Source organism: Nostoc sp., assembly GCF_036918015.1.
GTDB lineage: Bacteria > Cyanobacteriota > Cyanobacteriia > Cyanobacteriales > Nostocaceae > Nostoc.
On sequence record NZ_JBALEO010000012.1, the window covers coordinates 121824 to 143996 of the forward strand.

The 22173-nt window shown below is 40.7% G+C and carries 18 protein-coding genes and 1 pseudogene; 8 read left to right on the top strand and 11 right to left on the bottom strand.

Features of this window, described 5'->3' with window-relative positions; all coding sequences use genetic code 11:
- Positions 1-3: 3 nt before the first annotated feature.
- Positions 4-1083, top strand: a complete 1080-nt coding sequence (locus V7K61_RS03860; RefSeq protein ID WP_335051070.1) for a sensor histidine kinase — start codon at positions 4-6, stop codon at positions 1081-1083.
- Positions 1084-1177: 94 nt separating this feature from the next.
- Here V7K61_RS03860 and V7K61_RS03865 read toward each other — a convergent pair whose 3' ends face one another.
- Positions 1178-2536, bottom strand: a complete 1359-nt coding sequence (locus V7K61_RS03865; protein WP_335051072.1) for a sensor histidine kinase — start codon at positions 2534-2536, stop codon at positions 1178-1180.
- A gap of 261 nt (positions 2537-2797) precedes the next feature.
- Between V7K61_RS03865 and V7K61_RS03870 the strand changes: the two genes are divergently transcribed.
- Entirely contained in the window at positions 2798-3547 is a 750-nt protein-coding gene (locus V7K61_RS03870) for a Uma2 family endonuclease (RefSeq protein WP_335051074.1), read from the top strand.
- A gap of 103 nt (positions 3548-3650) precedes the next feature.
- Positions 3651-4823, top strand: a complete 1173-nt coding sequence (locus V7K61_RS03875) for an S-layer homology domain-containing protein (protein WP_335051077.1) — start codon at positions 3651-3653, stop codon at positions 4821-4823.
- A gap of 255 nt (positions 4824-5078) precedes the next feature.
- Here the strand turns inward: V7K61_RS03875 and V7K61_RS03880 are convergent, their stop codons facing one another.
- Positions 5079-5516, bottom strand: a complete 438-nt coding sequence (locus V7K61_RS03880; RefSeq protein WP_335051079.1) for a CAAD domain-containing protein — start codon at positions 5514-5516, stop codon at positions 5079-5081.
- A gap of 1027 nt (positions 5517-6543) precedes the next feature.
- Here V7K61_RS03880 and V7K61_RS03885 point away from each other — a divergent pair.
- On the top strand, positions 6544-8217 hold the full coding sequence (locus V7K61_RS03885; protein ID WP_335051081.1) for a sensor histidine kinase: 1674 nt from the start codon (positions 6544-6546) through the stop codon (positions 8215-8217).
- 271 nt (positions 8218-8488) lie between these two features.
- On the opposite strand, the gene V7K61_RS03890 is transcribed toward V7K61_RS03885, so the two are convergent.
- From V7K61_RS03890 to V7K61_RS03905, 4 genes are all read right to left on the bottom strand, one after another.
- Complete coding sequence (locus tag V7K61_RS03890; protein WP_335051115.1) at positions 8489-9190, bottom strand: carbonic anhydrase; 702 nt, start codon at positions 9188-9190, stop codon at positions 8489-8491.
- A 28-nt stretch (positions 9191-9218) separates the two neighbouring features.
- On the bottom strand, positions 9219-9530 hold the full coding sequence (locus V7K61_RS03895; protein WP_292743274.1) for a P-II family nitrogen regulator: 312 nt from the start codon (positions 9528-9530) through the stop codon (positions 9219-9221).
- 4 nt (positions 9531-9534) lie between these two features.
- Positions 9535-10503, bottom strand: coding sequence for a sodium-dependent bicarbonate transport family permease (locus tag V7K61_RS03900; RefSeq protein ID WP_334705803.1), 969 nt, complete (start codon positions 10501-10503; stop codon positions 9535-9537).
- Between the two features lie 365 nt (positions 10504-10868).
- Positions 10869-11102, bottom strand: coding sequence for a hypothetical protein (locus V7K61_RS03905; RefSeq protein ID WP_335051084.1), 234 nt, complete (start codon positions 11100-11102; stop codon positions 10869-10871).
- 15 nt (positions 11103-11117) lie between these two features.
- Here V7K61_RS03905 and pcrA point away from each other — a divergent pair, with 15 nt between their 5' ends.
- On the top strand, positions 11118-13442 hold the full coding sequence (pcrA, locus tag V7K61_RS03910) for a DNA helicase PcrA (RefSeq protein WP_335051086.1): 2325 nt from the start codon (positions 11118-11120) through the stop codon (positions 13440-13442).
- Between the two features lie 392 nt (positions 13443-13834).
- On the opposite strand, the gene V7K61_RS03915 is transcribed toward pcrA, so the two are convergent.
- The 4 genes from V7K61_RS03915 to V7K61_RS03930 are packed head-to-tail and all read right to left on the bottom strand — an operon-like array spanning position 13835 to position 17095.
- A complete protein-coding gene (locus tag V7K61_RS03915) occupies positions 13835-14128 on the bottom strand; it encodes an antibiotic biosynthesis monooxygenase family protein (protein ID WP_335051088.1) in 294 nt (97 codons plus the stop codon).
- A gap of 47 nt (positions 14129-14175) precedes the next feature.
- A complete protein-coding gene (locus tag V7K61_RS03920; RefSeq protein WP_335051091.1) occupies positions 14176-14826 on the bottom strand; it encodes a retron system putative HNH endonuclease in 651 nt (216 codons plus the stop codon).
- Positions 14823-16172: an AAA family ATPase gene (locus tag V7K61_RS03925; RefSeq protein WP_335051093.1), complete on the bottom strand. Its 1350-nt coding sequence runs from the start codon at positions 16170-16172 to the stop codon at positions 14823-14825. The genes V7K61_RS03920 and V7K61_RS03925 overlap by 4 nt, the downstream gene beginning before the upstream one ends.
- Positions 16173-16177: 5 nt before the next feature.
- Positions 16178-17095 carry a metallophosphoesterase family protein gene (locus V7K61_RS03930; RefSeq protein ID WP_335051095.1) on the bottom strand — a complete coding sequence of 306 codons (918 nt, stop codon included), beginning with the start codon at positions 17093-17095 and terminating at the stop codon, positions 16178-16180.
- A 135-nt stretch (positions 17096-17230) separates the two neighbouring features.
- Between V7K61_RS03930 and V7K61_RS03935 the strand changes: the two genes are divergently transcribed.
- Both V7K61_RS03935 and V7K61_RS03940 read left to right on the top strand, forming a co-directional pair.
- On the top strand, positions 17231-18118 hold the full coding sequence (locus V7K61_RS03935) for a hypothetical protein (protein WP_335051097.1): 888 nt from the start codon (positions 17231-17233) through the stop codon (positions 18116-18118).
- A gap of 66 nt (positions 18119-18184) precedes the next feature.
- On the top strand, positions 18185-19015 hold the full coding sequence (locus tag V7K61_RS03940) for an ATP-grasp domain-containing protein (RefSeq protein WP_335051099.1): 831 nt from the start codon (positions 18185-18187) through the stop codon (positions 19013-19015).
- A gap of 321 nt (positions 19016-19336) precedes the next feature.
- Here the strand turns inward: V7K61_RS03940 and V7K61_RS03945 are convergent, their stop codons facing one another.
- Positions 19337-21370, bottom strand: coding sequence for a GAF domain-containing sensor histidine kinase (locus tag V7K61_RS03945; protein ID WP_335051101.1), 2034 nt, complete (start codon positions 21368-21370; stop codon positions 19337-19339).
- A 94-nt stretch (positions 21371-21464) separates the two neighbouring features.
- On the opposite strand from V7K61_RS03945, the pseudogene V7K61_RS03950 reads away from it, so the two are divergent.
- A pseudogene (locus tag V7K61_RS03950) lies at positions 21465-22173 on the top strand (cobaltochelatase subunit CobN); the annotation flags it as partial.

The following is a 22173-nucleotide window of genomic DNA, read 5'->3' on the forward strand; positions in this document are numbered from 1 at the left end:
TGTATGGATAACCAAGACAATTCCATACAGATCCAAGAGTTGGAAAAGACAAACCGCATCTTGCGAAAAAAGCTGGAACGCTGTCAAAATGAACGCTACCAGTTAGAAACTGACATTGCAACAAAAGAGTTTTTACTTAAGAAAGTCATTTGTGAGTTAGAAGACTCTCAAACAAACTTGCAGCAAAGAGGCCAAGAGTTAGAAAATACCTTAGATAGTTTGCATAAAATGCAGGCTCAAATAATTCAAAGCGAAAAGATGTCTGCCCTTGGTCAAATGGTGGCTGGGATTGCTCATGAAATCAACAATCCAGTTAGCTTTATTTATGGAAATCTCAGGTATATCAGCCAATATACCCATGACTTATTGCGACTTGTCCAGCTTTATCACCGTTACGTCCCCAACCCACCTGCTGAAATTCAAACCGAACGCAAAACTATCGATTTAGAGTTTTTAGAAAAAGACGCAATTATGGTATTGCACTCAATGAATATTGGGACGGAGCGGATTCGAGAGATTGTGCTGTCACTGCGTAACTTCTCGCGCCTGGATGAAAGTGAGTTCAAAGCCGTAGATATTCATGAAGGCATCGACAATACTTTGATGATTTTGCAGCACCGCCTGAAAGCCACTGATAAAAGCCCAGGGGTTAAAATTATCAGAGAATACGGCAATTTATCTCATGTAGAGTGCTACGCTGGACAGCTAAACCAAGTGTTTATGAATATTCTAGTAAATGCGCTCGATGCCCTCGAAGAATTCAATACCCAACGAACTTATCAGGAAATCCGGGATAATCCCAGTTTGATCGCGATTCGTACCTCTGTCGTTGATTTGCAATGGGTGAAAATTGCGATCGCAGACAATGGCTCTGGGATTCCTGAATCGATTCAAAAACAGATTTTCAACCCCTTTTTCACAACCAAACCTGTTGGAAAGGGCACAGGAATGGGCATGGCTATCAGCTATCAAATCATCACCGAAAAACATCGCGGTAAGTTAGAATTTTTTTCGACACCTGAAAAAGGAACGGAGTTTGTGATTCAAATTCCTATCCAGCAGGAAGGTTGCCCAGTAATCTAACACAACTTTAATTCGTAATTCGTAATTCGTAATTCGTAATTCATAATTCATAATGGGCTACGCCACGCCAACGTAATTAGTAATTTAGAATCAATCAAACTAAAGGCAATAAAATTTCAAATTTTGTACCTATATCAATCTGTGAATGAAAATTCAATTTACCGCCATGTCTCACAGTGATAATTCGGTAACTTACTGCTAAACTAGTATTTTTACCATTCTTTGTTTCAAGAGAAAAAGACTCTGTAATTTGCTGTTTTAATTCTTCAGACATTCCAGAGCCATTGTCAGCAATGCGAATTAAAACCCAGCGAGAATCTGGTGCATCTGGATTACTTGCTTCTTGTGATATAACTTCTGTGGTAATCTCAATTCGCGGTTTTTGAACAGTCTTTGTCTCTTCTAAATGTAACTGCTGTCTCACTGCTTCATTGAGTAAAGTATCCACAACTTCACTTAAGATATTCATCAAAACCTGGTTTAATTGCCCCATAAAGCAATATACTGGGGGTAATTGACCGTAGTATTTGACGATTTCGATTTCTCCTTGAAGACGGCTATTAATTAATAAAATAATGCTATCTATACAGGCGTGTAAATCTACTGGCTTGGGAAAAATTTCATCAATATGACAGAAGTTTTGCAAGCTAGTAACAAGTTTTTTTAATCTTTCCGCTCCGGTGCGAATACTAGCAAGCGATCGCGACAAATCTTGCTCTAAAAAATCAAATTCAATCTCTTCTTTAAGCTCATTAATTGCCTGAGAAACTGATGGCAACTCTCGATCGTAAGCTGCGATGAGTTTGAGTAAATCTTGACTGTAGTTTGAAACATAAATTATGTTACCCCAAATAAAACCCACTGGGTCTAAAACTTCGTGGGCTACGCCGTCTACCAAACGCCCCAAGTTTGCCATTTTATCATTTTGAATCATTTGAGCTTGACTGCGTTCATAGCGGATCAGATTGTCGATTCCTCGAATTTGCCAAGAAATAATATTCAATTCTTGGACATCTAACAATCTATAAGCACCAGATTGCGTTTGTACTACAATTGGTTCTGCTAATAATTCTGGCGATCGCTTTAGGCTAAGTTGCATTGTTGTTAAAATCGATGTTGTATCAGTAACAAGCAACATCGGTGTCCGCACATAGCTGTAGAGAACAGCTAATGATTGCTGAACAAATAACTCTTGTCCGAATGGACGAATCAAAAATTCTAGTAGTCGCCGCCGCGAAATCATCCCAATGAAATGTCCCTGTTCTACCAAAATTACTCCTGGTAGCAAAGGGTATTTGTCCAAAAAACTAGCCACTTCCATACCGGTGTGGCTGATTTCCACCGAGAAATTATACATTGGTAGTTCTTGGAGCGTTGAATCTAAATCAAGATCGCGATCGCTTCCCTCAGACAAAAATGGTGGTGAAATTTGGCAACTGAATTCTTCTGGCACTACACACCCTGATTTTTTCAAAGACAGGTAAAGAATAAGTTAATATTTTACATTCTGCCACCCTCAAAATCCGATTTTAGTTTAGGTATCTAATAAAACTAGTGGTCTGTCAAGCTGAAAATCTTTCTCAGGCGACTGGAAGTAATTGGCGTGCAATTTAGAATCTGAGTGGAGAATATTGAGAAAGCGATGTCTACGACGGGCTACGCCTACGCAAGCTAAACTAAAAATAACCTTTACGAAGAGTGCAAAGGTAGCGTTATGACCTCTGTAACCAATCCACCAAATGCCCTTACTCCTTTCCCTTTCCCCGATCATACTCAACTTCCTGAGTCCGATGGTACGTTCGTGAAAAATTGGCAAGAGCATCCTCAAAGCATCCTACTAACTGACTCTATTACACCCATCCTCAAGCAATTAAATCCTGAAGGTGAATACTGTATAGGGCAGGACTTAGGCATTTACTGGCGCTTAACCGATCCCCTTGAAAAAGGCGCAGAAGCACCAGATTGGTTTTATGTACCGAATGTACCATTTTTGCTCAATGGGCAAACGCGACGTTCTTATGTGTTGTGGCGAGAGTTTATTGCCCCGTTGATTGTCTTAGAATTTGTCTCTGGGGATGGTAGTGAAGAACGGGATAAAACTCCTTTGAAGGGTAAATTTTGGATTTATGAGCAAGTGATTCGTCCTGCCTTCTACGGCATTTATGAAGCGAGTAAAGCCAGCCTAGAAGTTTATCATCTAATTGAAGGCCGGTATCAGATATTACCAGCAAATGAACGAGGACATTATCCTATAGTTGCTTTGGGTGTTGAATTAGGTTTATGGCAGGGAGTTTATCAGAATGTAGAATTACCCTGGCTGCGTTGGTGGGATTTACAAGGTAATTTGTTGTTGAGTGGCGATGAAAGAGCAGAACAGGAATCCCAAAGAGCCGAACAAGAATCCCAAAGAGCCGATCGCCTAGCTGCCCAATTGCGATCGCTCGGCGTTGAACCAGAAACCTGATATATTATTACGAATTACGAATTAAAAAAGGGCTGGTCTAAAAGAGTCATCTGTGGCTTAATTTGTTTAGACGCAAATTTTTACTGCTACCAGGGTAATCACGATGACAAATAGACCTCCTTCCGAACCGGAGTCATCTCAAAAAACTGCCCTTGGCTTTGATGAATTTATAGCCATTCTGGTTGCCTTCACCACTATCGGAGCGATTCTTTTTTGGTCATTGTCCCGCAGAGATTCAAGTTGGAACTTAAACGGGCTGCTGTTGCCTTCATCTACTCCGTCTCCTAGTGTTCGACCAAATCCAGTATTGCCCTCTCCTACTGCCAAGGTAGAACCTTATACAGTCCCCAACAACGTTTTGCCCTATTCTTCACCTGAAGCTGTTGTTGAACCCAAGACACCTTCATTCCCAACTAACAGCGCAACTCCTTACCGCGCAATGTTACCATCTATTCTGGTAATCCCAACTCCATCCCCACAACCACAAACAACTGTATCCTCTCCGACAGAACTTGAGTCATCACTCAAATCATCAGCATTGCCTTTAGTAACTCCGGCAAAACCAAAATCAATCATTCCGCCGCCAATTGCATTTAATGATGTGCCCAATGACTTTTGGAGTCGGCGTTTTATAGACGTTCTTTCTGCCCGTGGGATTCTCAAAGGGTTTCCTGATTATTCTTTTAGACCTAATCAGCCTGTAAATCGCGCCGAATTTGCTGCCATACTAGAAAAAGCCTTTGACCAAGAACCGTCTAAGACTGCGATCGCATTTCAAGATGTACCAACAAAATTCTGGGCAACTTCAGCAATTGATCAAGCCATAAGTGCGGGATTTCTCAAAGGCTACCCGAAAAAAACCTTCAAACCACAACAAAATATTTCACGAGTGCAAGTTTTAGTTGCCCTTGTCAGTGGGTTGAATTTGAAAGCACCTACTTCCCCAAATCAGATTATTAGTGTCTATAAAGATGCTAAAGATATTCCACCTTATGCTATAGCTAAAATAGCGACTGCTACAACTAATGGTTTGGTAGTTAACTATCCAAATCCCCAAATCCTCGATCCCAACAAAGTAGCTAGTCGGGCAGAAGTGGCGGCGATGATTCATCAAGCTTTAGTCAAACGGGGCAAACTGTCGGCAATTACATCTCCTAATATAGTGCGAAGGAGTAGCTCGCCGCAGGCATCGCCTAAAATATCTTCAGAACTTCCACAGACTCCAAAACCGAACCCAAAAGTTAAATTGCCCACCGGAGGTTCGCCTCAACAATAATTCGTAATTCGTAATTCGTAATTCGTAATTCGTAATACTCGCCTCCGGTGAGAAGAAAGCTACATAATTCGTAATTAAAGCAAGGGTCAGAAAGAGCGAGTTCTATACGAATTGTTAATGAACTTAGTAGGGCATTTTGAGAGAAGCCTGAACGCCGACTTCTGGCGTTCAGGCTTCGCTAATTTGGTATTAGGGCGTACTCTTACACAGAAGTAAGCTACGCGTGGAGTCTCATAGAGAAGCGATAATTAGATATTAAGCTTCTGGAATTTGTTTACCGACAACTTGTGATTTAAGAGTGGTGATTTCACTAGTTAACTCTTTCCTGGTTGAGGCTTTGAGTAAATAGCGGTAAACAAACCAGGCAGAGTAACCAATACCGATCAGCTCAAAAGTAGGTGCTACCAAAGGGATATCATTCAAAGCGTCTAATATTGCCAAGAGTACTTTAACGGCAACGATTGATCCTACAATTAAACCAACTGTCACCAGGGGTTGCTTATATTGATTAAAGAAGCTTCCCAGATAATCTGGTAATGTTGCTAAAAAGGTAGAAACTTGCTCCCCGTATTTTACCCATTCGTCTTGAGGCTGTGCCGGAGGCTGGAGTTTGGTGATGGTTCCCGTTTGGTTGTTGATCTCTGCCACTGTAGTCTCTTTAGATGCGGTTTCGGTAAATTCTTGTTCTGGCATTTTCACTCCTATTAATTTGACAGTTGAGTTTTTCTAATCTGGATAATTACAACCAAAAGGTTGTTGATTAGGTAATGTACTTGCGAATTAGTACAATTTGGTGAAAGGCACAAAAAGATTTTAGTGTCCTATAACCATACTTGCCCCATACTATCTACTGCATCAACTACAAGGTAGACAGTCACTAGGAGGATAGAACTCAGAAGGCAGCAGGATGTATTATAATCAACTTCCTGAGTTCTATTTTTGGAATCAACCGGAATCATCAGGTTGTGATTATCCCATTCGGTGTCATTTGCTCATAATCGTACTAAATCTAAGTACAAATCATGCAAAAATCACTCCGCTTCTCATTTATATAAGCCTAGAAGCCGATTTTATCCGATATTAAAGCTATCTTAAGCCGCGTTCGTCAATTAACGCATTCGTATTGATATTAATACGTAATAAAAATTTTTCTGTGTTCATATAGACTAGACTTCTAAGCTGTTTTATGATATAAGTGCCTGGGATGAGGGAGGCAAGGAGATAAACAAAACTCAGCACTCTTTTGCCCAATCCCTAATCCCCAAGAAGTATCAAACCTTTTGTTTTTCTCCTGATTGTATTAATTTTATAAGGAAGCAATAAGGTAGAGTAATGGCGTAGACGATCGCAAGAACTCATTGCTTACTATCAACCGCATATTGTGGAAAGTAGTGTAGTAGGGAAAAGACGCTCTCAGGAGGGTCTTTAATGCAGGAAACTATATCGTTGCTCGTAAAAAAAGTAAATTCTATTAAACTTAGTAATTATACTTATAAAATTTGTTGTAAAAATTACTTATCTTATCTAAGATGATGCTAATTATCTCGCAAGCAATGATTTGCTCTTGCGATAAAAGAAGATAATGTAGATGTTAATGACTAAATTAAGGTATTTTGACAATCTAGACTAATTTGATTATTTTTGCGGGAAGGCAAGGAGGTTTGAGAAATGCCTTCCTCAAAAGCCAACCCCTATCTACAGCAGTTTAAAAAGCAAAAAAGTGTCAGCCGAAGAGCCATCGACAGACGAACTCCCAACTATAGAATTTCCTTCACGAGGGAAACTCAAAGCTAGTTCTTGGCGTATCCATCAAAAAATTGGCTATGGGTACTTTGTAGCTATTGGAATTGGCTTTTTTGGCTCACTGACTGGGTTAGTGATTGCTAATTACTACCGGGGAAGGGAAGTTAGACAATTTAATCAAGCTTATGAACAAGGACAACTACTGAGTAATTATAAAGATGCTGTAGTAGGGGCGCAATTACATAGTTCTAACCTAGTTGCTGTATTAGAAAATTCACAACAACTGCAAAACAAAAAAGCTGATTTTCTGAAGAATGTTGAAAAAGCCAAGCAACTAGAGTCAAAAATTGGCGGATTTCTCGATAGTAAACCTAAAAGACTAGCAGCAACAAGTTCGACTTTACAGACGTTATTGCTGGATTACAAAAATAATTTAAATGCCTACGTTGACCAAATTGAGGTCGTCTTACAGAAAATTGACTCTCAAAAAGTGCAGCCTCAGAAGATTTCTTCGGCCCGATCGCAGTTATTAACAATAATGCGTGGTGAAACAGCCATGCGACTAGACCAGCTTTCTCAAAGCTTGACTAACATCCTGCAAACTGCTGAAGATCAAGAGCAAGAAAGGCAAAGAGCCGTTGAGCAGGCGAGAATAGTTGAGCGATTTATCGTGATCGCGAGTATGCTGGTTTCGGTAGCGATCGCAGCTATTGTAGCTTGGCGTACCAGTCGAGCGATCGCAGAACCAGTGATCACTGTAACCCAAGTAGCTGAACAAGTTGCCAGGAAACATAATTTCGATTTACGAGCGCCCGTCACCACTGAAGATGAAATTGGCCTACTCGCCAAATCTCTAAATCATCTGATTGAGCGAGTATCTCAGCGAACAAAAGAACTACAACAAGCTAAAGAATTAGCCGAAGCTGCTAGCAAAGCAAAAAGCGTATTTTTGGCCAATGTCAGCCACGAATTACGCACACCATTAAATGCTGTCATTGGCTTAAGCCAACTACTACAAGACGACGCTACCGATCTTGGTTTATCGGCAGATTTTATCACAGATTTAGAAACAATTAACGCTGCTGGTAAGCATCTACTGCACTTGATTAACGAAATCCTCGACTTGTCAAAAATCGAAGCGGGGAAAATGACCCTGTATCCTGAGACATTCGAGATTGCAACGCTGATTCATAACGTTGTTCTCACCGTCAAACCAGCTATAGAAAAAAATGCCAATGTTTTAGAAGTGGATTTTGATGAGCAACTTGGCACCATGTACGCCGATCAAACTAGGATGCGGCAGGTATTGTTAAACTTACTCAGCAACGCCAGTAAATTTACTACAAACGGCAAGGTGACGTTGACAGTTAACAGAGAAAAGGATGAATTCCGATCGGATGCTCCTTTAGGCAGCATTATTTTCACCGTTACTGACACAGGTATCGGTATGTCTAACCGTCAACAGCAGCAGTTATTTCAACCTTTTACACAAGGTGATACCTCAACTACGAAAAAGTATGGAGGTACGGGATTGGGGTTGGCAATTAGCCGCCACTTTTGCCAGATGATGGGTGGTGAAATTATTGTCAAAAGTCAGCCGGGAATTGGCTCTACTTTCACTATTCGTCTGCCAATGACTGTGCAGGATTGAGGGTATTGGGGATTGGGGCATAGGTTATTCCCCTCATCTCCCCCTACTCCTTTCTCTTTTCACCTAATCATAAGAACCCCACCCCCGCCAAAGCTATGCTTTGTCTCCCCTCCCCGCAGGCGGGGAGGGGTTGGGGGTGGGGTTCTTTTATTATGGGTAAGCACCCGGACATGATATCAGTGAATAGCAAAGAGTTTTTCAGTTGGGAATCAGAGTCTCCAACAATTTTTGAATTTTGAAATTGTTTAATTATTAATAATCCTCTGCTGAATTAAGTAATAATAGTCACTCTCCCTGTATCCAAGTCGTAACGACCGCCAACAATTTTCAATTTGCCTGACTCCACCTGCTTAGTTAAAAGCTTTGAGTGCTGCAATCGTTCAATTTGATATTGCACATTTGCCACCACAGCATTTTCAACTGCATCACCCGGCTGATCCTTGACCCTTTTCAGGGCTGGCTTAATTGCCTTAACAAAAGTACTAATATCACCAGGTAATGATTCCTTTTGGACAGCGGCGGTTACAGCCCCACAACGCTCATGACCCATCACCATCAGCAGTGGAGAACCTAATAAGACAACTGCATATTCAATACTACCGATCGCTTCATGTGTGGCAATATTTCCGGCAATCCGCACATCAAAAATGTCCCCAATGCCTTGATCGAAAACAATTTCTGCGGGGACTCGTGAATCCGCACAACTAAGAATAGTTGCAAATGGATGTTGAGCTTGAGCAACTTCGTGCAGCCGCAGCTCAGATTGATCGGGGTATTGGGGATGATGATCGACAAATCGCTGATTTCCCTCAATCAGCTTTTGCAAAGCGGCATCGGGACTGAGGGATTCAGTGGAAGTTGAGGGGATTTCGGCAGCTTTAGCTTGTTCTACCCGCCAGAGTAAATCGCTGGCAGTTAGCATCATTCCAAATGCCCCGGTCATTCCCAACTTCAAAAAGTCACGACGTTCCATGAAATGTTTCATTGAATTTATAACTCTCTTACAGAGACGCGATACATCTGACAGAGCGAATTTCCATCACATCGGAAACGTAACAAGTACCTCCGAATTTATTCAGGAGTGGTCTGATATTTTCGACAACACGCTTTAGTTCTTCTGGCATACAAAATGCGAGGATGTAAACATTATCAAGCATGGTCATGTCTAAATCTTCTGTTGTTCCTCGTAATCCTTTACCAACAACATTTCTAATGACGGCATGACTATGTACACCAGACTTGTCTAAACTATCTAAAATTTTGGCAAGTTCAAAGGAGTTGGCGATAATTTCTATCTTTTTAACTACGTGCATATTATTACCTCCAGAATAGGTTAATTCCGTAGAGATATAGCGGAATTCCCACAATAATATTGAACGGAAATGTGACTGCTAGAGCGGTAGAAACATATAGGCTGGGATTTGCTTCGGGAACAGTCATCCGCATCGCCGCCGGCACAGCAATGTAAGAAGCGCTGGCACACAATACAGCGAATAACAGCGAATTTCCCGGAGGCATACCGATGAATTTGGCGATCGCTAACCCAATGCCTGCATTGAGTATTGGAATTAGTATGGCAAATAAAATCAGGAAAACTCCGGTTTTTTGCAAGTCTTTAATTCTTCTGGCAGCCACCAGTCCCATATCCAATAAAAAGAAGGTGAGAATGCCATAAAACAACCCTTGAGCAAAGGGTTCTAATACGTGCCAACCACGTTCTCCTGTCAAGACACCGATTAAGAGGCTACCGACTAGTAGAAAAACTGAACTATTAAGAAATGCTTCTTGCAAAACTTCCGACCAAGCAAACTCTCGCTTCTCATCGGCGGTGAATATACTCACCAAAATCAGACCAACAATGATCGCCGGAGATTCCATCAGGGCAAGAGCTGCTACCATGTAACCATCATACTGAATACCAAGCTCAGTGAGAAAAGCGCCGGCAGTGATGAAAGTGACGGCACTGATAGAACCGTAAGTTGCTGCGATCGCCGCAGCATCGTAAGTATCCAGTTTCCACTTCAGAATAAAAAAGGTGTAAATTGGAACAAAACAAGCCATCAACATTGCTGCCAGGAGTGTTAGAATTACCTCCTGATTCAGTCCGCTTTTGATTAGTTCTACCCCTCCTTTAAAACCAATTGCAAACAGCAAATACAACGAAAGGAGTTTGGGTACTGGTGGGGGAATTTCCAAATCAGACTTGACAAAAACAGCAGTCATGCCTAAAAAGAAAAACAAGATTGGCGGATTCAAAATGTTGGATACAATTAAGCTAAAATCCATATCCACCCCTCTTTATACTGGTAAAACCTGCAATTAAAGAAATTTTTCATCTTTAAAAATTTAACGGTTCAATGATGATGTATCGTGTATTGTTACCTAATGTCAATTGGGTACTCAAGGAGGGAATAGTCCGATTGGTGACTATACTCTCAGTTAGATATGTACAGCGTTTTGCAAGCAAATAAACCACGGTCTAGGAAACATTTTCATGTCCCCACGAAAACGTATTGGGGCAATTTATTAATTTAATTGCTCCTAGTGTTGACAACAGAACAAGTTAGAGCTTGCTCATCATATTTTGATGTTTGATTCCCCGTGGCTGATTTTACGACACAACGCGCAGGAATAACTAGTGGCTAAGTTTTCTACGTAGAAAAGTTAACGTATTGTCGGGGCAATTCATGAATTGCCCCGACAATGTTTTGGTCTATGTTTCGCGGATTTTTGGCATAAATCCGATAAAGATGATACCTGACAATCTTTGTTGACCAAGTTTCGTTAGGATGTTGTAATCTGGGCAATAGCGACTTTCTATTGATGTGACCCCAGGCGTAGGCGTAGCCCGCACTTCGGCTGCGCTCAGTGACCGTCGGAGACATCGCTTTTTCACATCTATGACAACAACCATCGACTTTCTCAGTCACCTTAACCCAAGCCAACGTCAAGCTGTCGAACATTACTGCGGCCCGTTGCTAGTTGTTGCTGGCGCAGGTTCCGGTAAAACACGAGCGCTGACTTATCGTATTGCAAATCTAATTCTGAAACACCGTGTCGATCCAGAAAATATCCTGGCGGTTACTTTTACCAACAAAGCCGCGCGGGAGATGAAAGAACGGATTCAACGGCTGTTCGCGGAACAGCTGGCGATGAAACAACACGGACAGCGATTGGATTTATTGACAGAATATCAACAAACGCTACTGCGATCGCAAGTTTACAAAAACACGATCAAAGATTTGTGGTGTGGCACTTTCCATAGTCTATTTTCTCGCATCCTCCGCTTTGATATTGAAAAATATGTAGACGAAAAAGGACGCAAGTGGAATCGTAATTTCTCTATTTTTGATGAATCAGATGTTATCAGTCTGATCAAAGAAATCGTTAATAAAGAGCTAAATTTAGACGATAAGAAGTTTGACGCCCGCTCTGTTCGCTACGCTATTAGTAACGCTAAAAACCAAGGTTTATCACCCCAAGAATTTGAGCAAGACCAACCAAATTATCGCGGACGAGTAATTGGTCAAGTTTATAATTTATATCAAGATAAGTTAGCACAAAACAACGCTCTCGACTTTGACGATCTTATTCTTGTACCTACTAGATTATTTCAACAAAATGAGCAGGTATTGGGTTACTGGCATCGCAAGTTTCGTCATATCCTCGTAGATGAATATCAAGATACTAACCGCACTCAGTATCAACTCATTAATTTATTAGTTACTAATGGCGAAACCAAAAAGAGCGAATGGCAATGGGAAAATCGCTCAGTTTTTGTTGTCGGCGATGCAGACCAATCAATTTACAGTTTTCGCATGGCAGATTTCACCATCTTGCTAGGATTTCAGGAAGACTTTGGCGATGGTTTGGTAGATGATGACACCCGAACGATGGTTAAGCTAGAAGAAAACTATCGTTCTTGTGAAAACATTTTGCAAGCGGCTAATGAATTAATTGAAAATAACACCCAACGGATTGATAAAATCCTGAAAGCAACGCGGGGGACAGGTGAGCAGATTACTTGTCATAAAGCCGATGAAGAACTTGCAGAAGCGGCATTTGTAATTAATCAAATTAGCACTTTAGAACAGCAAAATCCAGAGTTAAACTGGGGTAGTTTTGCCATACTTTATCGGACAAATGCCCAATCTCGGCCCTTTGAAGAATTGTTAGTGAAATATCAAATTCCTTACACAGTTGTGGGGGGAATGAGATTTTACGATCGCAAAGAAATTAAAGATGTCGTAGCTTATTTAAGAGCAATAAATAATCCAGCTGATACAGTCAGTTTATTGCGAGTTATTAATACTCCCCGGCGGGGAATTGGCAAAACCACTATTGACGCTTTGATGAACGCATCTCAGCAATTAGGGACAACTTTGTGGGAAATACTCAGCGATGAAACATCAGTTAATACATTAGCTGGACGGGCGACAAAAGCTGTAAATAACTTTGCCGCAACGATCAGCCGTTGGCAAGCACAAGTCGCCACGCTTCCCGTAACAGAGGTTTTGCAAGGAATACTAGAAGATTCTGGTTACGTTCAAGACTTGATGAATCAAGGCACGGATGAAGCCACAGATCGGGTACAAAACGTTCAGGAACTTTATAACGCTGCACTGCAATTTCAAGAAGAAAACGAAGAGATTTCCCTGCGAGATTTTCTAAGTAGTGCCGCCCTCAGTTCCGATTTGGATAACTTAAAAGAAGGACAGACAGCCGTTTCTTTGATGACTTTGCACGCTTCCAAAGGTTTGGAATTTCCCGTGGTGTTTTTGGTGGGATTAGAACAGGGGCTATTTCCCGGCTACCGTTCCCTAAGCGATCCTGCATCTTTGGAAGAAGAACGCCGCCTGTGTTATGTGGGGATTACTCGCGCCCAAGAGCGGTTATTTTTATCACACGCGCGGGAACGTCGTTTGTATGGTTCTCGTGAACCTGCGATGCGATCGCAATTTCTCGACGAATTACCAGAAGAATTAATATCTACCAAACGCGCGAGTCGTCAAAGTTATACCAAAGCTGCCTCTACTCCCAATGGAAAACAAGACACAACACAGAATTGGCAAGTAGGCGATAGAGTATTGCACAAGACTTTTGGTCTTGGTGAAATCACTCACGTCTTCGGAACGGGTAATAAGATGTCTGTAGCAATTAAATTTGCCAGTTTGGGACAAAAAATTGTTGACCCAAGAGTAGCACAGTTGCAACGAGTAGAGTAAGAGGTATATAAACGACTAGATAGACTATATTTTGATGGTGCGTTGCTACACAACAAGCTGTGTCAACTACAGAAGAAGCATTTATAACTCCAGAACGTGCTGGAGTAATTGAAACTTGTTCATTTATAACTCCAGAACGTGCTGGACTAACTAAAACTTGTTCATTAATAAGTTAGGAAGAAGTTTTATTAACTAAAACTCCTATTTTACTTATCATTTTTTTGACTTTTTATAATTAATGATTAAATCGATTAAATTTAACTTTAGTTTTACTTATCTAAAAACGAGTATTTGTAACTAAAACACCAACATTTATAAGTTGAGCTTAAGTTGTATTAACTCCAGCTTCTTCTGAACTTATCAAAGGATGAGTTTTTGTAACTTGTTGTTTTTCATATTTCAATTTCTTCAAAGTGTTCAACAGTGGGAAATGGCTCATAAAAATGATGTAGAAGTTTTTTCCACTCTTGATACTCAGCAGAACTTCTAAATCCTACAGTATGAGATTCTAAAGTTTCCCATCTGACAAGTAATAAATATTTACCTTTGAATTCTATACATTTATGTAATTCATGGGATAAATATCCGTCCATTGAGGAAATAATTTTAGAAGCTTTTTTGAAAGTAGCTTCAAAATCGGATTCTAAATCGGGTTTAACATGAAGAATAACTGCCTCAAGAATCATATACTATTTGGTAAGAATTAAGTTAATACTATTTAGTATAATGTGAATCAAAAATAATTCTTGAGTAAATAGGTAATTGCAGTGCAAAACGGAGTGTATTGGTCATTAGCATCTAACTCCTGATAACCTTCAGCAAGCAGTTGTATTTCTATTTCAGTCAAACCTTCAGTAGCCAGCAATGCGGCATCAATTGCTACTCTACGCATCTTTTGCAGTTTGTCAATGTCAAGTGCAAGCTTCTTAATTGTTGTTTCAGCAATAGCTTTTTTACCTGGATTATCTGTCGGTTGAATTTCACCAGAAGCAGGATATTTAAAAAAATCAGCACAGTTTATTTCCAAAGGTGAAACCATAAGATTTTCATCGTACCAATACTTTTTCTTATGTCCGCAATGTACTGGAACAGTAGGAGGTTCTTCACTTTCTCCTTGACATGAAGCGATGAGATTTGTGTACTCAAGTGCCAGATTTGGATAAGTACTACGAAGTTTGAGGTGTTCTATGTGGCTAGTTGTTCTAGTGATACGCATTCCACAATAGCAACAGATATATCCCTGTTCCTTCAGTAAAGCATCATGTACAACAGGTTTTTCTGGTGTTTGAAAATTATCATCCCAGCTAGGTTTCCAATCATCATTTTCCAGAGCCTTCCACTTGGTAAATCGTTCTGGTTCCTGGCTCTTTTTGATGTGCTTCATCTGTTGAGAATTTCCTTCCGCCGAATGAGTACATCAGCTTTGACAAATTCTGGTTCATCTGCTCCAATTTCAATAGCCAATTGTTGACGTAATTGCCTAGCACCTTCAATATTTCCAGCATCAATTAGTCGAAAAAGTTCTAAAAGACTTTCCTTAATTTCCTGTGGACGTTCTGGAACACCCATGAGGTCTTCTAAGATACGATTGCTGTCTCTACCAAAGGAACTTTCTGGTTTTTTAGCAACAACACCTTCGTGTGTTTTTTCTAGAATGTAAATTCCTTCCGGCTTGACTTGGCTAAGTACTTGAGGCGAATGGGTCGTGACAATAAATTGGCAGTTGGGGAATGTTCTTGTCAACGCCGGAATAATTTCTCGTTGCCATTTTGGATGTAGATGGAGTTCAATTTCATCAATTAAAACAACACCCTCACCTTCGAGTGGTTCTGTTAAACCTGGGTTAGCGATCGCTAATCGTCTTGCTAAATCTCCAACCATTGCCAACAAGCATTTCTCCCCATCAGATAGTTGATTGACTGTAAGTTCTTCACCTTGTTTTCGCACAGTCATTCGCAGGGGTGAACGCCGTACCCGTAAGTTAGAAAACCCTGGAATTAATGAATAAATAGATTGTCTTACTGCTTCTAGCTGCTGGGTTTTAAATTCAGGATTATCCCGCCTTTCTTCGTTTTCTAAATCTTCCAAGGATCTAAACCATTGAAAGAATCTATGGAAACTAATTTGTACTCCATTTAGTGCTTGATCATACGCATCTATCTGTTTTAATAAATGCGTTTCTGTAATCTCCATGTCAATCCCAAGAACCGAACGTTTAACTGGGTAATAAACTGCTAAAGGCAAGTTAAACTTAGGATTTGCTTCCCACTGACGGTAAATATCTTGAGAAACTGCATTTAACTCTGCATTTTCTTTGTTTGGCTCTTCGTTGCGTTCTTTACTAAAGTTTGTAAGAAACCAGCTTACTTCCCTTGATTGCAGAAAAATTTTAATCCCATTATGTGTCTTTTTATGTCCGTTTGTAATATCCTCTTTACTGAAAAAACGCTTTTCTATATCCGGCTTTCCAGGAATAGATTTTTCGTATTCATTAGAAATTTGAGAACCTAAATAAAAATTTACTCCTCCTTGAATCCTATTTATCCTTCTTGACTCTGCATATGCAATCTCCCTTATCATCTGTGACAAAAGAATAGCGAGACAATCAAGAATACTCGATTTGCCCACGCCGTTAATACCAATCAGCGCCGTTGGACTCGTTTCACCGAACTCAAGCGTCAAATCACCGATTCCACGGAAAGATTGCATTTTTAAGCGCTTGACTTTCATAATAATTACGCTGATTTCAACTGAATAATACCTTTATCAAAAACGCGATTATTAGTAGCGATCGCACTTATTTCTATTCTATCTTTATACACTTCATAATAAGCAAAACTTAAGTCGCTAGTAGAATACCCTGTCCACTCAGAACGCCCTACAGGACGATTACCAGCACCTGCACCACAAATTAAGTAAGTTGTACCATCAATAGCACGAGTGCGTTCATAATTATGTTCGTGGCCATTGATGTAAAGTTGAACCCCGTATTTTTTAAATAGAGGAGTGAAAGTTTTAATAAAATCTGGATTATTCCCATATTGACCCGATGAATAAATCGGATGATGACCAAACACCACTTTCCAGGGAGCATTACTAAGACTTAATTCTTTTTCTAACCAAGGTAGCTGGTTTTTCCAATCAGCATTTCCGTTAGTATCTAAAGCAAAAAATTGCACAGTTCCCCGGCGAAATGTATAGTAACGTCCCTTCATATTAAAGCCAGCATACTTGACTTGTAGATCGCCATTAGCGGTACGAATATCGTGATTACCTAAACAAGCCTGAAATTTCACACCTTGCTTGAGTAAACCTTGATAAGGACGCTCGAAAACTGCATTAATTTTCTCAATTTCGCCGTTATTGTAAATGTTGTCTCCAGCTAAAACGACTAAATCATAAGGATTTTTCTGATGATACGCATTCATCGCTCTAGCCACGGCATACTGTCCTTTAGCCCCAGTCCCCGTATCTGCTACAGACACAAAACGTAATAACAAGTCCTTTTTGGCTGGGTTGGCGGCTATAGCTGTTGTTGAATCGCTAATATCAGCACTTTGATGATTTTGATGAGCAAACATCCAGCTTAAAAATCCTGTACCAATGGCGCTGACGCTACTTAAAAATAAAAATTGACGGCGTTTGAGTTTCATAAGTCACCAAATTTAATAAATAGTCAGTTTAGCGAAAACAATGAGCAATGAAGTGATACATTAATGCAAAAGAAGGCAGCACCAGTAATAATGTACGTTGTTTGTCTTTGATTCGCTGCTTTTGGTGAAAGTTCCATGTCACAAGACAATCAGTCAAAACCGACGGATGAGCAGGTAACTCAACCTCCCCAAAAACCTTACCAGAGAGTTCAGCCATTTTGGAAGGCTAAAATTATCCAACTTCTCCAAGGAACGATTGGGGTTTTAGAAGTAACGGTGGAAAAACTAGAGACAGCACCCCCACCTGGTACTGAGGAAAAACCCAGTTTTTTTCAGCAGCTTCAGTTGAGGTGGGGTGGACTGTTAAGGACAATCCGCTTGTTTTTACCATCAAATTTGTCAACAAAGTTATCAGATACAGCTTTGACGGGAATTGTGACTGGAGTTGCTGTAATTCTCGTTTGGACAACTACGACTATCTTTACTGGTAAACCTACGGAAATAGCAACTGTTCCCCCGGTTGAAGAGGTTCCGATACCGACACCAACGATAACAACTCCACCGGAGTCAGTCGCACCAGAACCACAGCAAGCAGAGGAAATTACACCGCCGCCAGAAGTACAGATTACGCCACCAACGCCGGAACCCGAACCAGAACCAATTCCTACGCCAACGCCAATCCCAACACCAACGCCGACACCCATCATAGAATTGACACCGGAACAAGCTTTGATTGCGGCTATTGAAAATCAGGTAGCTGAAATTAGCGATCGCGTTGCCTCTGGTCTGATAAAGTCAATTCAAGCCAACTTCCGTACAAGTAACTTGACTGTCAAAATTAGTAATGATTGGTACACTCTCAATGAATCTCAGCAAGACAAACTAGCTGCGGAGATATTACAACGCTCTCAAGAACTTGATTTTACTCATTTAGAAATTATCGACTCCCAGAATACGCTAATAGCTCGTAACCCGGTTGTTGGGACTGAGATAGTAATTTTTAAACGGCAAACAGCAAGTTAAAATAATTCGTACCTCGACTTCGCTCGGCAACCTAATTCGTAATTTGGAGTTTAACTTTAAGTATTTATGTTAGACAACGTTTCGCTATTGCTGAAAGCTTGTGAAAACTTAAACATCAGCTATGAAATTCTTCATCCTTCGGAAAATTTAGTCAAAATAAAATTGAATAGTAAACAGCATTATTTTTGTAACTATAGTACTCCCTTACTTAATCAAGCAGTAGCACACTTGCTCAGAGACAAAGAATACACTTACCATGTTTTAAATAAAAAAGTTAAACTTCCTCGGACTGTGGGTTTTCTTTCCCCTGTTTGTGACACCAAATATAAGATTTACTTAAAATTTCCAACTATTCAAGATATTGTATTGGAAATAAAAGAAAATTTTGAAACGCCAGTAATTATTAAAAGAAACTCCGGTGCAAGCGGACATAATGTCTTTTTATGTAAGAATCTAGATGAAATTGAGACTGCTTTAAAAGAAATTTTTAATATCAATAGTAAGTATGATTACGTCGCTCTTGCTCAAGAATTTATTCACATCAAATCTGAATATAGAGCGGTTTTCTTAAATAAAGAGTTGGTTTTGCTCTATGAAAAAGATATAACTGATGCGAAATTTATCGGCAATCTCAGTCCTCTCCACTGGGATGGTGCGAAAGCCAAATATATAAACGATCCACAAATACTATCAGAGATTGCTAATTTTGCTCAACCAGTTTTTGAAGAATTAGACCTTGATTATGGTGGTTTTGATATCGTATTAGATCGAGATAATCAATATTGGTTAATTGAAATCAACTCCCACCCAAATTTTGGCATTTTTATTAGAGACAATGGAGAGGAGCGTGTGTTGAAAATTTTTGAAAAAATGCTTGTTAGCCTAGCCTCAAATTGAAGAAATAATATCATGTCCGCTTCATTGCTTATTAAACCCGAAGAACCCCACCCCCGCCAAAGCTACGCTTTGTCTCCCCTCCCCGCAAGCGGGGAGGGGATTAAGGGGAGCCAGCGCGGTCTTCTCCCAAGGGGAGACGCCAAGGGCGATGGGGGTTTCCCCCATGAGCGACTGGCGTGTGGGGTGCAATGACTGTGGTTAGCATAACTAATTAATTATGCGGACATGATATAAATCATCACAAAGACGCGATAAATCGCCGTCTCTACAAAAGACTGATTATTGTAAAGACGGCGATTCATCGCGTCTCTTGCTTAACTCCTAACTTACCACTCTCACTGCCTGAGTTGGTATCCATACAGTAAAAATTGAGCCGATACTTACAGTTGATTCTACTTCAATTCGACCCCGATGGAGTTCTATAAGCTGTTTCGTTAAAGCTAGTCCAAGCCCAGTACCTTCGTAGCGGCGGCGATAAGGTGTATCGAGTTGCTGAAATTTCTCAAACAGTAATGGTAATTGTTCTTCAGGAATACCGATTCCGGTGTCTTCTACTTGAAAAATAGCAGTATCATCTTCCACCCAAAGACGTAAGGTAACGCTGCCACTCTCAGGGGTGAATTTAATCGCATTAGTTAACAGATTCAAAAGAATTTGTTCTACTCGTTTTGCATCGGCGGTAAAGCGATCGCGCCTGGGATCGATTTGCAAATCAAGTATAAGATTAATTTGTTCGCTTGTTGCTTTTTTTCGCAGTGACTTTACAGCATTTTCGGCAACATTCACCAAAGAAAATTCCGAAATATTTAAAGCTGTCTTACCAGCCTCGATTTGCGATAAATCGAGGATGTCATTAATCATTGCTAATAAATGTTCTCCACTGTCGTGGATGGTTTGCAGATAACCGCGTTGTCGTTGACTCAATTCACCCAAAGGCCAGCGTAATAACGTCGAAGACATCCCAATCACATAAGTTAAAGGCGTGAGCAATTCATGACTGATAGTAGCGAGAAACTCACTTCTGATCCGGCTAGCAGCTTCGGCGGCGAGGAGAGCATCACGCAGAGCCATTGTGCGCTCAATCACTCGTTGTTCGAGATTTTGTTTTTCTTGAGTGAGGGTTTGCATTAACTCAGCTTGGTGAATAGCGATCGCTAATTGTTCTGCGATCGCAACTAGCAAGTTTTTTTCGCTATCATTCCACTGGTGGGGTTCATCGCAATGATGAGCAATCAGCAATCCCCACAGTTTATCCTCAAACATAATTGGTGCAGCGAACTTAGCCCTAACTTGGCATTCCCTTAAAAAATTTAACAAACACTCTTCCAGAGCATAAGTTTTTTCGACATCATCCACGGCTAAGGTAAAACCTTGGCGATACTTCTCCCAACATTGAGAGGTTCGGATAAAGCAATTTTCTTCTGTGTAATTCAATACTGAGCTAATAGCATTTGTAGCACGGGATTCATAGACAATATAACCTCCATACTTTTGGCAGTCTCCTAGTAGAGGTTGATCGTTTGCTGATATAAAAGACGAGTGTCGATCGTTGTTTTCGTGTATAGAACAATAGATTTCGGCAGGTTCCTTAACTGATAGTTCCATACCTGTTGTCAGTGCCGTTTCATTGAAGGGAATAGTCTCAGACTGGTATGGTTGAGTATTTACTTGAGAACCTGCAAATTTATAAATTACTAATCTGTCTAATTCCAAAAACTCACGCACCTGTGTAATTGCCGTCGCCATAATGACAGGCAAATCCAGGCTTTTGCGGATCTGCGTTGTTACCTGATTCAATAGCCGCTCTTGAGAAATCTGTTTTTTTAAAGCATCTTCCACTGGCTGACAGATATAAACTGCTGGCCCAACTGGGCTTGGAGATGCTATTATTTCTTGGTTTGGCTGAATTAGGAGATATTCTAATAACAACAGCGTGAATTGACTTTGGAGCGTGGCATTATTAGGTCTAATAATTTGCTGATAGCGTTCGAGATTTTGGTGAGTATAAGAATCGCACTCAAACAAGTCTCTCAATTCGGAGATAAATGTTGCGATCGCCTCCAAATTAAACGTCAACTGAGCATTGATTTCTGAGTAAATTTCTTCTCCCTCTGTTTCCCTGCTTCCTTGCTCAAAGGTTCCTACCAAAAGGACGCTAAACTGCTCAGAAACCACTAATGTAAACCTTTGCCTTTGCCACTCCACAGGTATGTAAATCCGCACCAACACAGCTTCTGTCAGTACTAGAGCGGCACTTCCCACCGTTTGAGCCATCTGTTCTAACAACTCCCCAAGCTGATTAAATACAACAATAGGCAAGGTTCGAGAAAAGCTCAAATCAGGAGAACTAAGCATTTTCAATCATTTTGGTAAGAGAGGGCTGAATCCAGGGAAAAAAGTTTGTTTTGATTATGTACTAACCAATAATTTAAAACGGTAACACAGGATTATGCATCGTATAAGTAGCACATCGGGTGGATGGAATCAGTCAGAGGGTTTAATTTTTTTAGAACAAACTCCCGCGCCTTTCGTGTTGATTACGGCTGCTGATACCGACATTCAAACCTTGGCAGCTGCGGTGACAAAGTTACCCCCAAGCTTTCCGGCATTAAGAGTCGCCAACCTATTGCAGTTGCAGCAACAATTAAGCATAGATACTTATGGAGAACAAGTTTTGGAACTTGCCCAAGTAATTATTTTGCGCCTCTTAGGAGGACGTTCTTACTGGGGTTATGGATTAGAAGTAGTGCAAGAAATTGTGCAACGGAATGGTAGAACCCTCATTGTAATGCCAGGGGATGACGCTTTCGATCCCGATTTAATTTCCCAGTCTACCGTGCCCTTGGCTATTGTTAACCAAATATGGCAGTATTTTAGCGAAGGCGGCGTGGAAAATTTCGTTAATGCTCTGCAATTTATCTCCGATAGTTGCTTATTAACTGCATATAATCCTGCACCACCCCAGCCGATTCCGCGCGTGGGATTGTATGAGTGGGGAGTGAGGGAGCAGGGGGGCAGGGGAGCAGAGGGGCAGGGGGGCAGGGGAGAGTTAGAACTTTGTTCATCCACCTCAGAACTCCGTTCATCCACCTTTGAACTGGATGAATCCACCTCAGAACTCCGTTCATCCACCTCTGAACTGGATGAATCCACCTCAG

What these genes read in the sequence shown, in the direction of transcription:
- V7K61_RS03930 (WP_335051095.1), bottom strand. Translation starts at nt 17,095, where the DNA reads ATGAAACTCAAACGCCGTCAATTTTTATTTTTAAGTAGCGTCAGCGCC.
- V7K61_RS03945 (WP_335051101.1), bottom strand. Translation starts at nt 21,370, where the DNA reads ATGCTTAGTTCTCCTGATTTGAGCTTTTCTCGAACCTTGCCTATTGTT.
- V7K61_RS03920 (WP_335051091.1), bottom strand. Translation starts at nt 14,826, where the DNA reads ATGAAGCACATCAAAAAGAGCCAGGAACCAGAACGATTTACCAAGTGG.
- V7K61_RS03890 (WP_335051115.1), bottom strand. Translation starts at nt 9,190, where the DNA reads ATGGAACGTCGTGACTTTTTGAAGTTGGGAATGACCGGGGCATTTGGA.
- V7K61_RS03935 (WP_335051097.1), top strand. Translation starts at nt 17,231, where the DNA reads ATGTCACAAGACAATCAGTCAAAACCGACGGATGAGCAGGTAACTCAA.
- pcrA (WP_335051086.1), top strand. Translation starts at nt 11,118, where the DNA reads ATGACAACAACCATCGACTTTCTCAGTCACCTTAACCCAAGCCAACGT.
- V7K61_RS03875 (WP_335051077.1), top strand. Translation starts at nt 3,651, where the DNA reads ATGACAAATAGACCTCCTTCCGAACCGGAGTCATCTCAAAAAACTGCC.
- V7K61_RS03905 (WP_335051084.1), bottom strand. Translation starts at nt 11,102, where the DNA reads ATGTCTCCGACGGTCACTGAGCGCAGCCGAAGTGCGGGCTACGCCTAC.
- V7K61_RS03900 (WP_334705803.1), bottom strand. Translation starts at nt 10,503, where the DNA reads ATGGATTTTAGCTTAATTGTATCCAACATTTTGAATCCGCCAATCTTG.
- V7K61_RS03915 (WP_335051088.1), bottom strand. Translation starts at nt 14,128, where the DNA reads ATGATTCTTGAGGCAGTTATTCTTCATGTTAAACCCGATTTAGAATCC.
- V7K61_RS03925 (WP_335051093.1), bottom strand. Translation starts at nt 16,172, where the DNA reads ATGAAAGTCAAGCGCTTAAAAATGCAATCTTTCCGTGGAATCGGTGAT.
- V7K61_RS03940 (WP_335051099.1), top strand. Translation starts at nt 18,185, where the DNA reads ATGTTAGACAACGTTTCGCTATTGCTGAAAGCTTGTGAAAACTTAAAC.
- V7K61_RS03880 (WP_335051079.1), bottom strand. Translation starts at nt 5,516, where the DNA reads ATGCCAGAACAAGAATTTACCGAAACCGCATCTAAAGAGACTACAGTG.
- V7K61_RS03860 (WP_335051070.1), top strand. Translation starts at nt 4, where the DNA reads ATGGATAACCAAGACAATTCCATACAGATCCAAGAGTTGGAAAAGACA.
- V7K61_RS03870 (WP_335051074.1), top strand. Translation starts at nt 2,798, where the DNA reads ATGACCTCTGTAACCAATCCACCAAATGCCCTTACTCCTTTCCCTTTC.
- V7K61_RS03895 (WP_292743274.1), bottom strand. Translation starts at nt 9,530, where the DNA reads ATGCACGTAGTTAAAAAGATAGAAATTATCGCCAACTCCTTTGAACTT.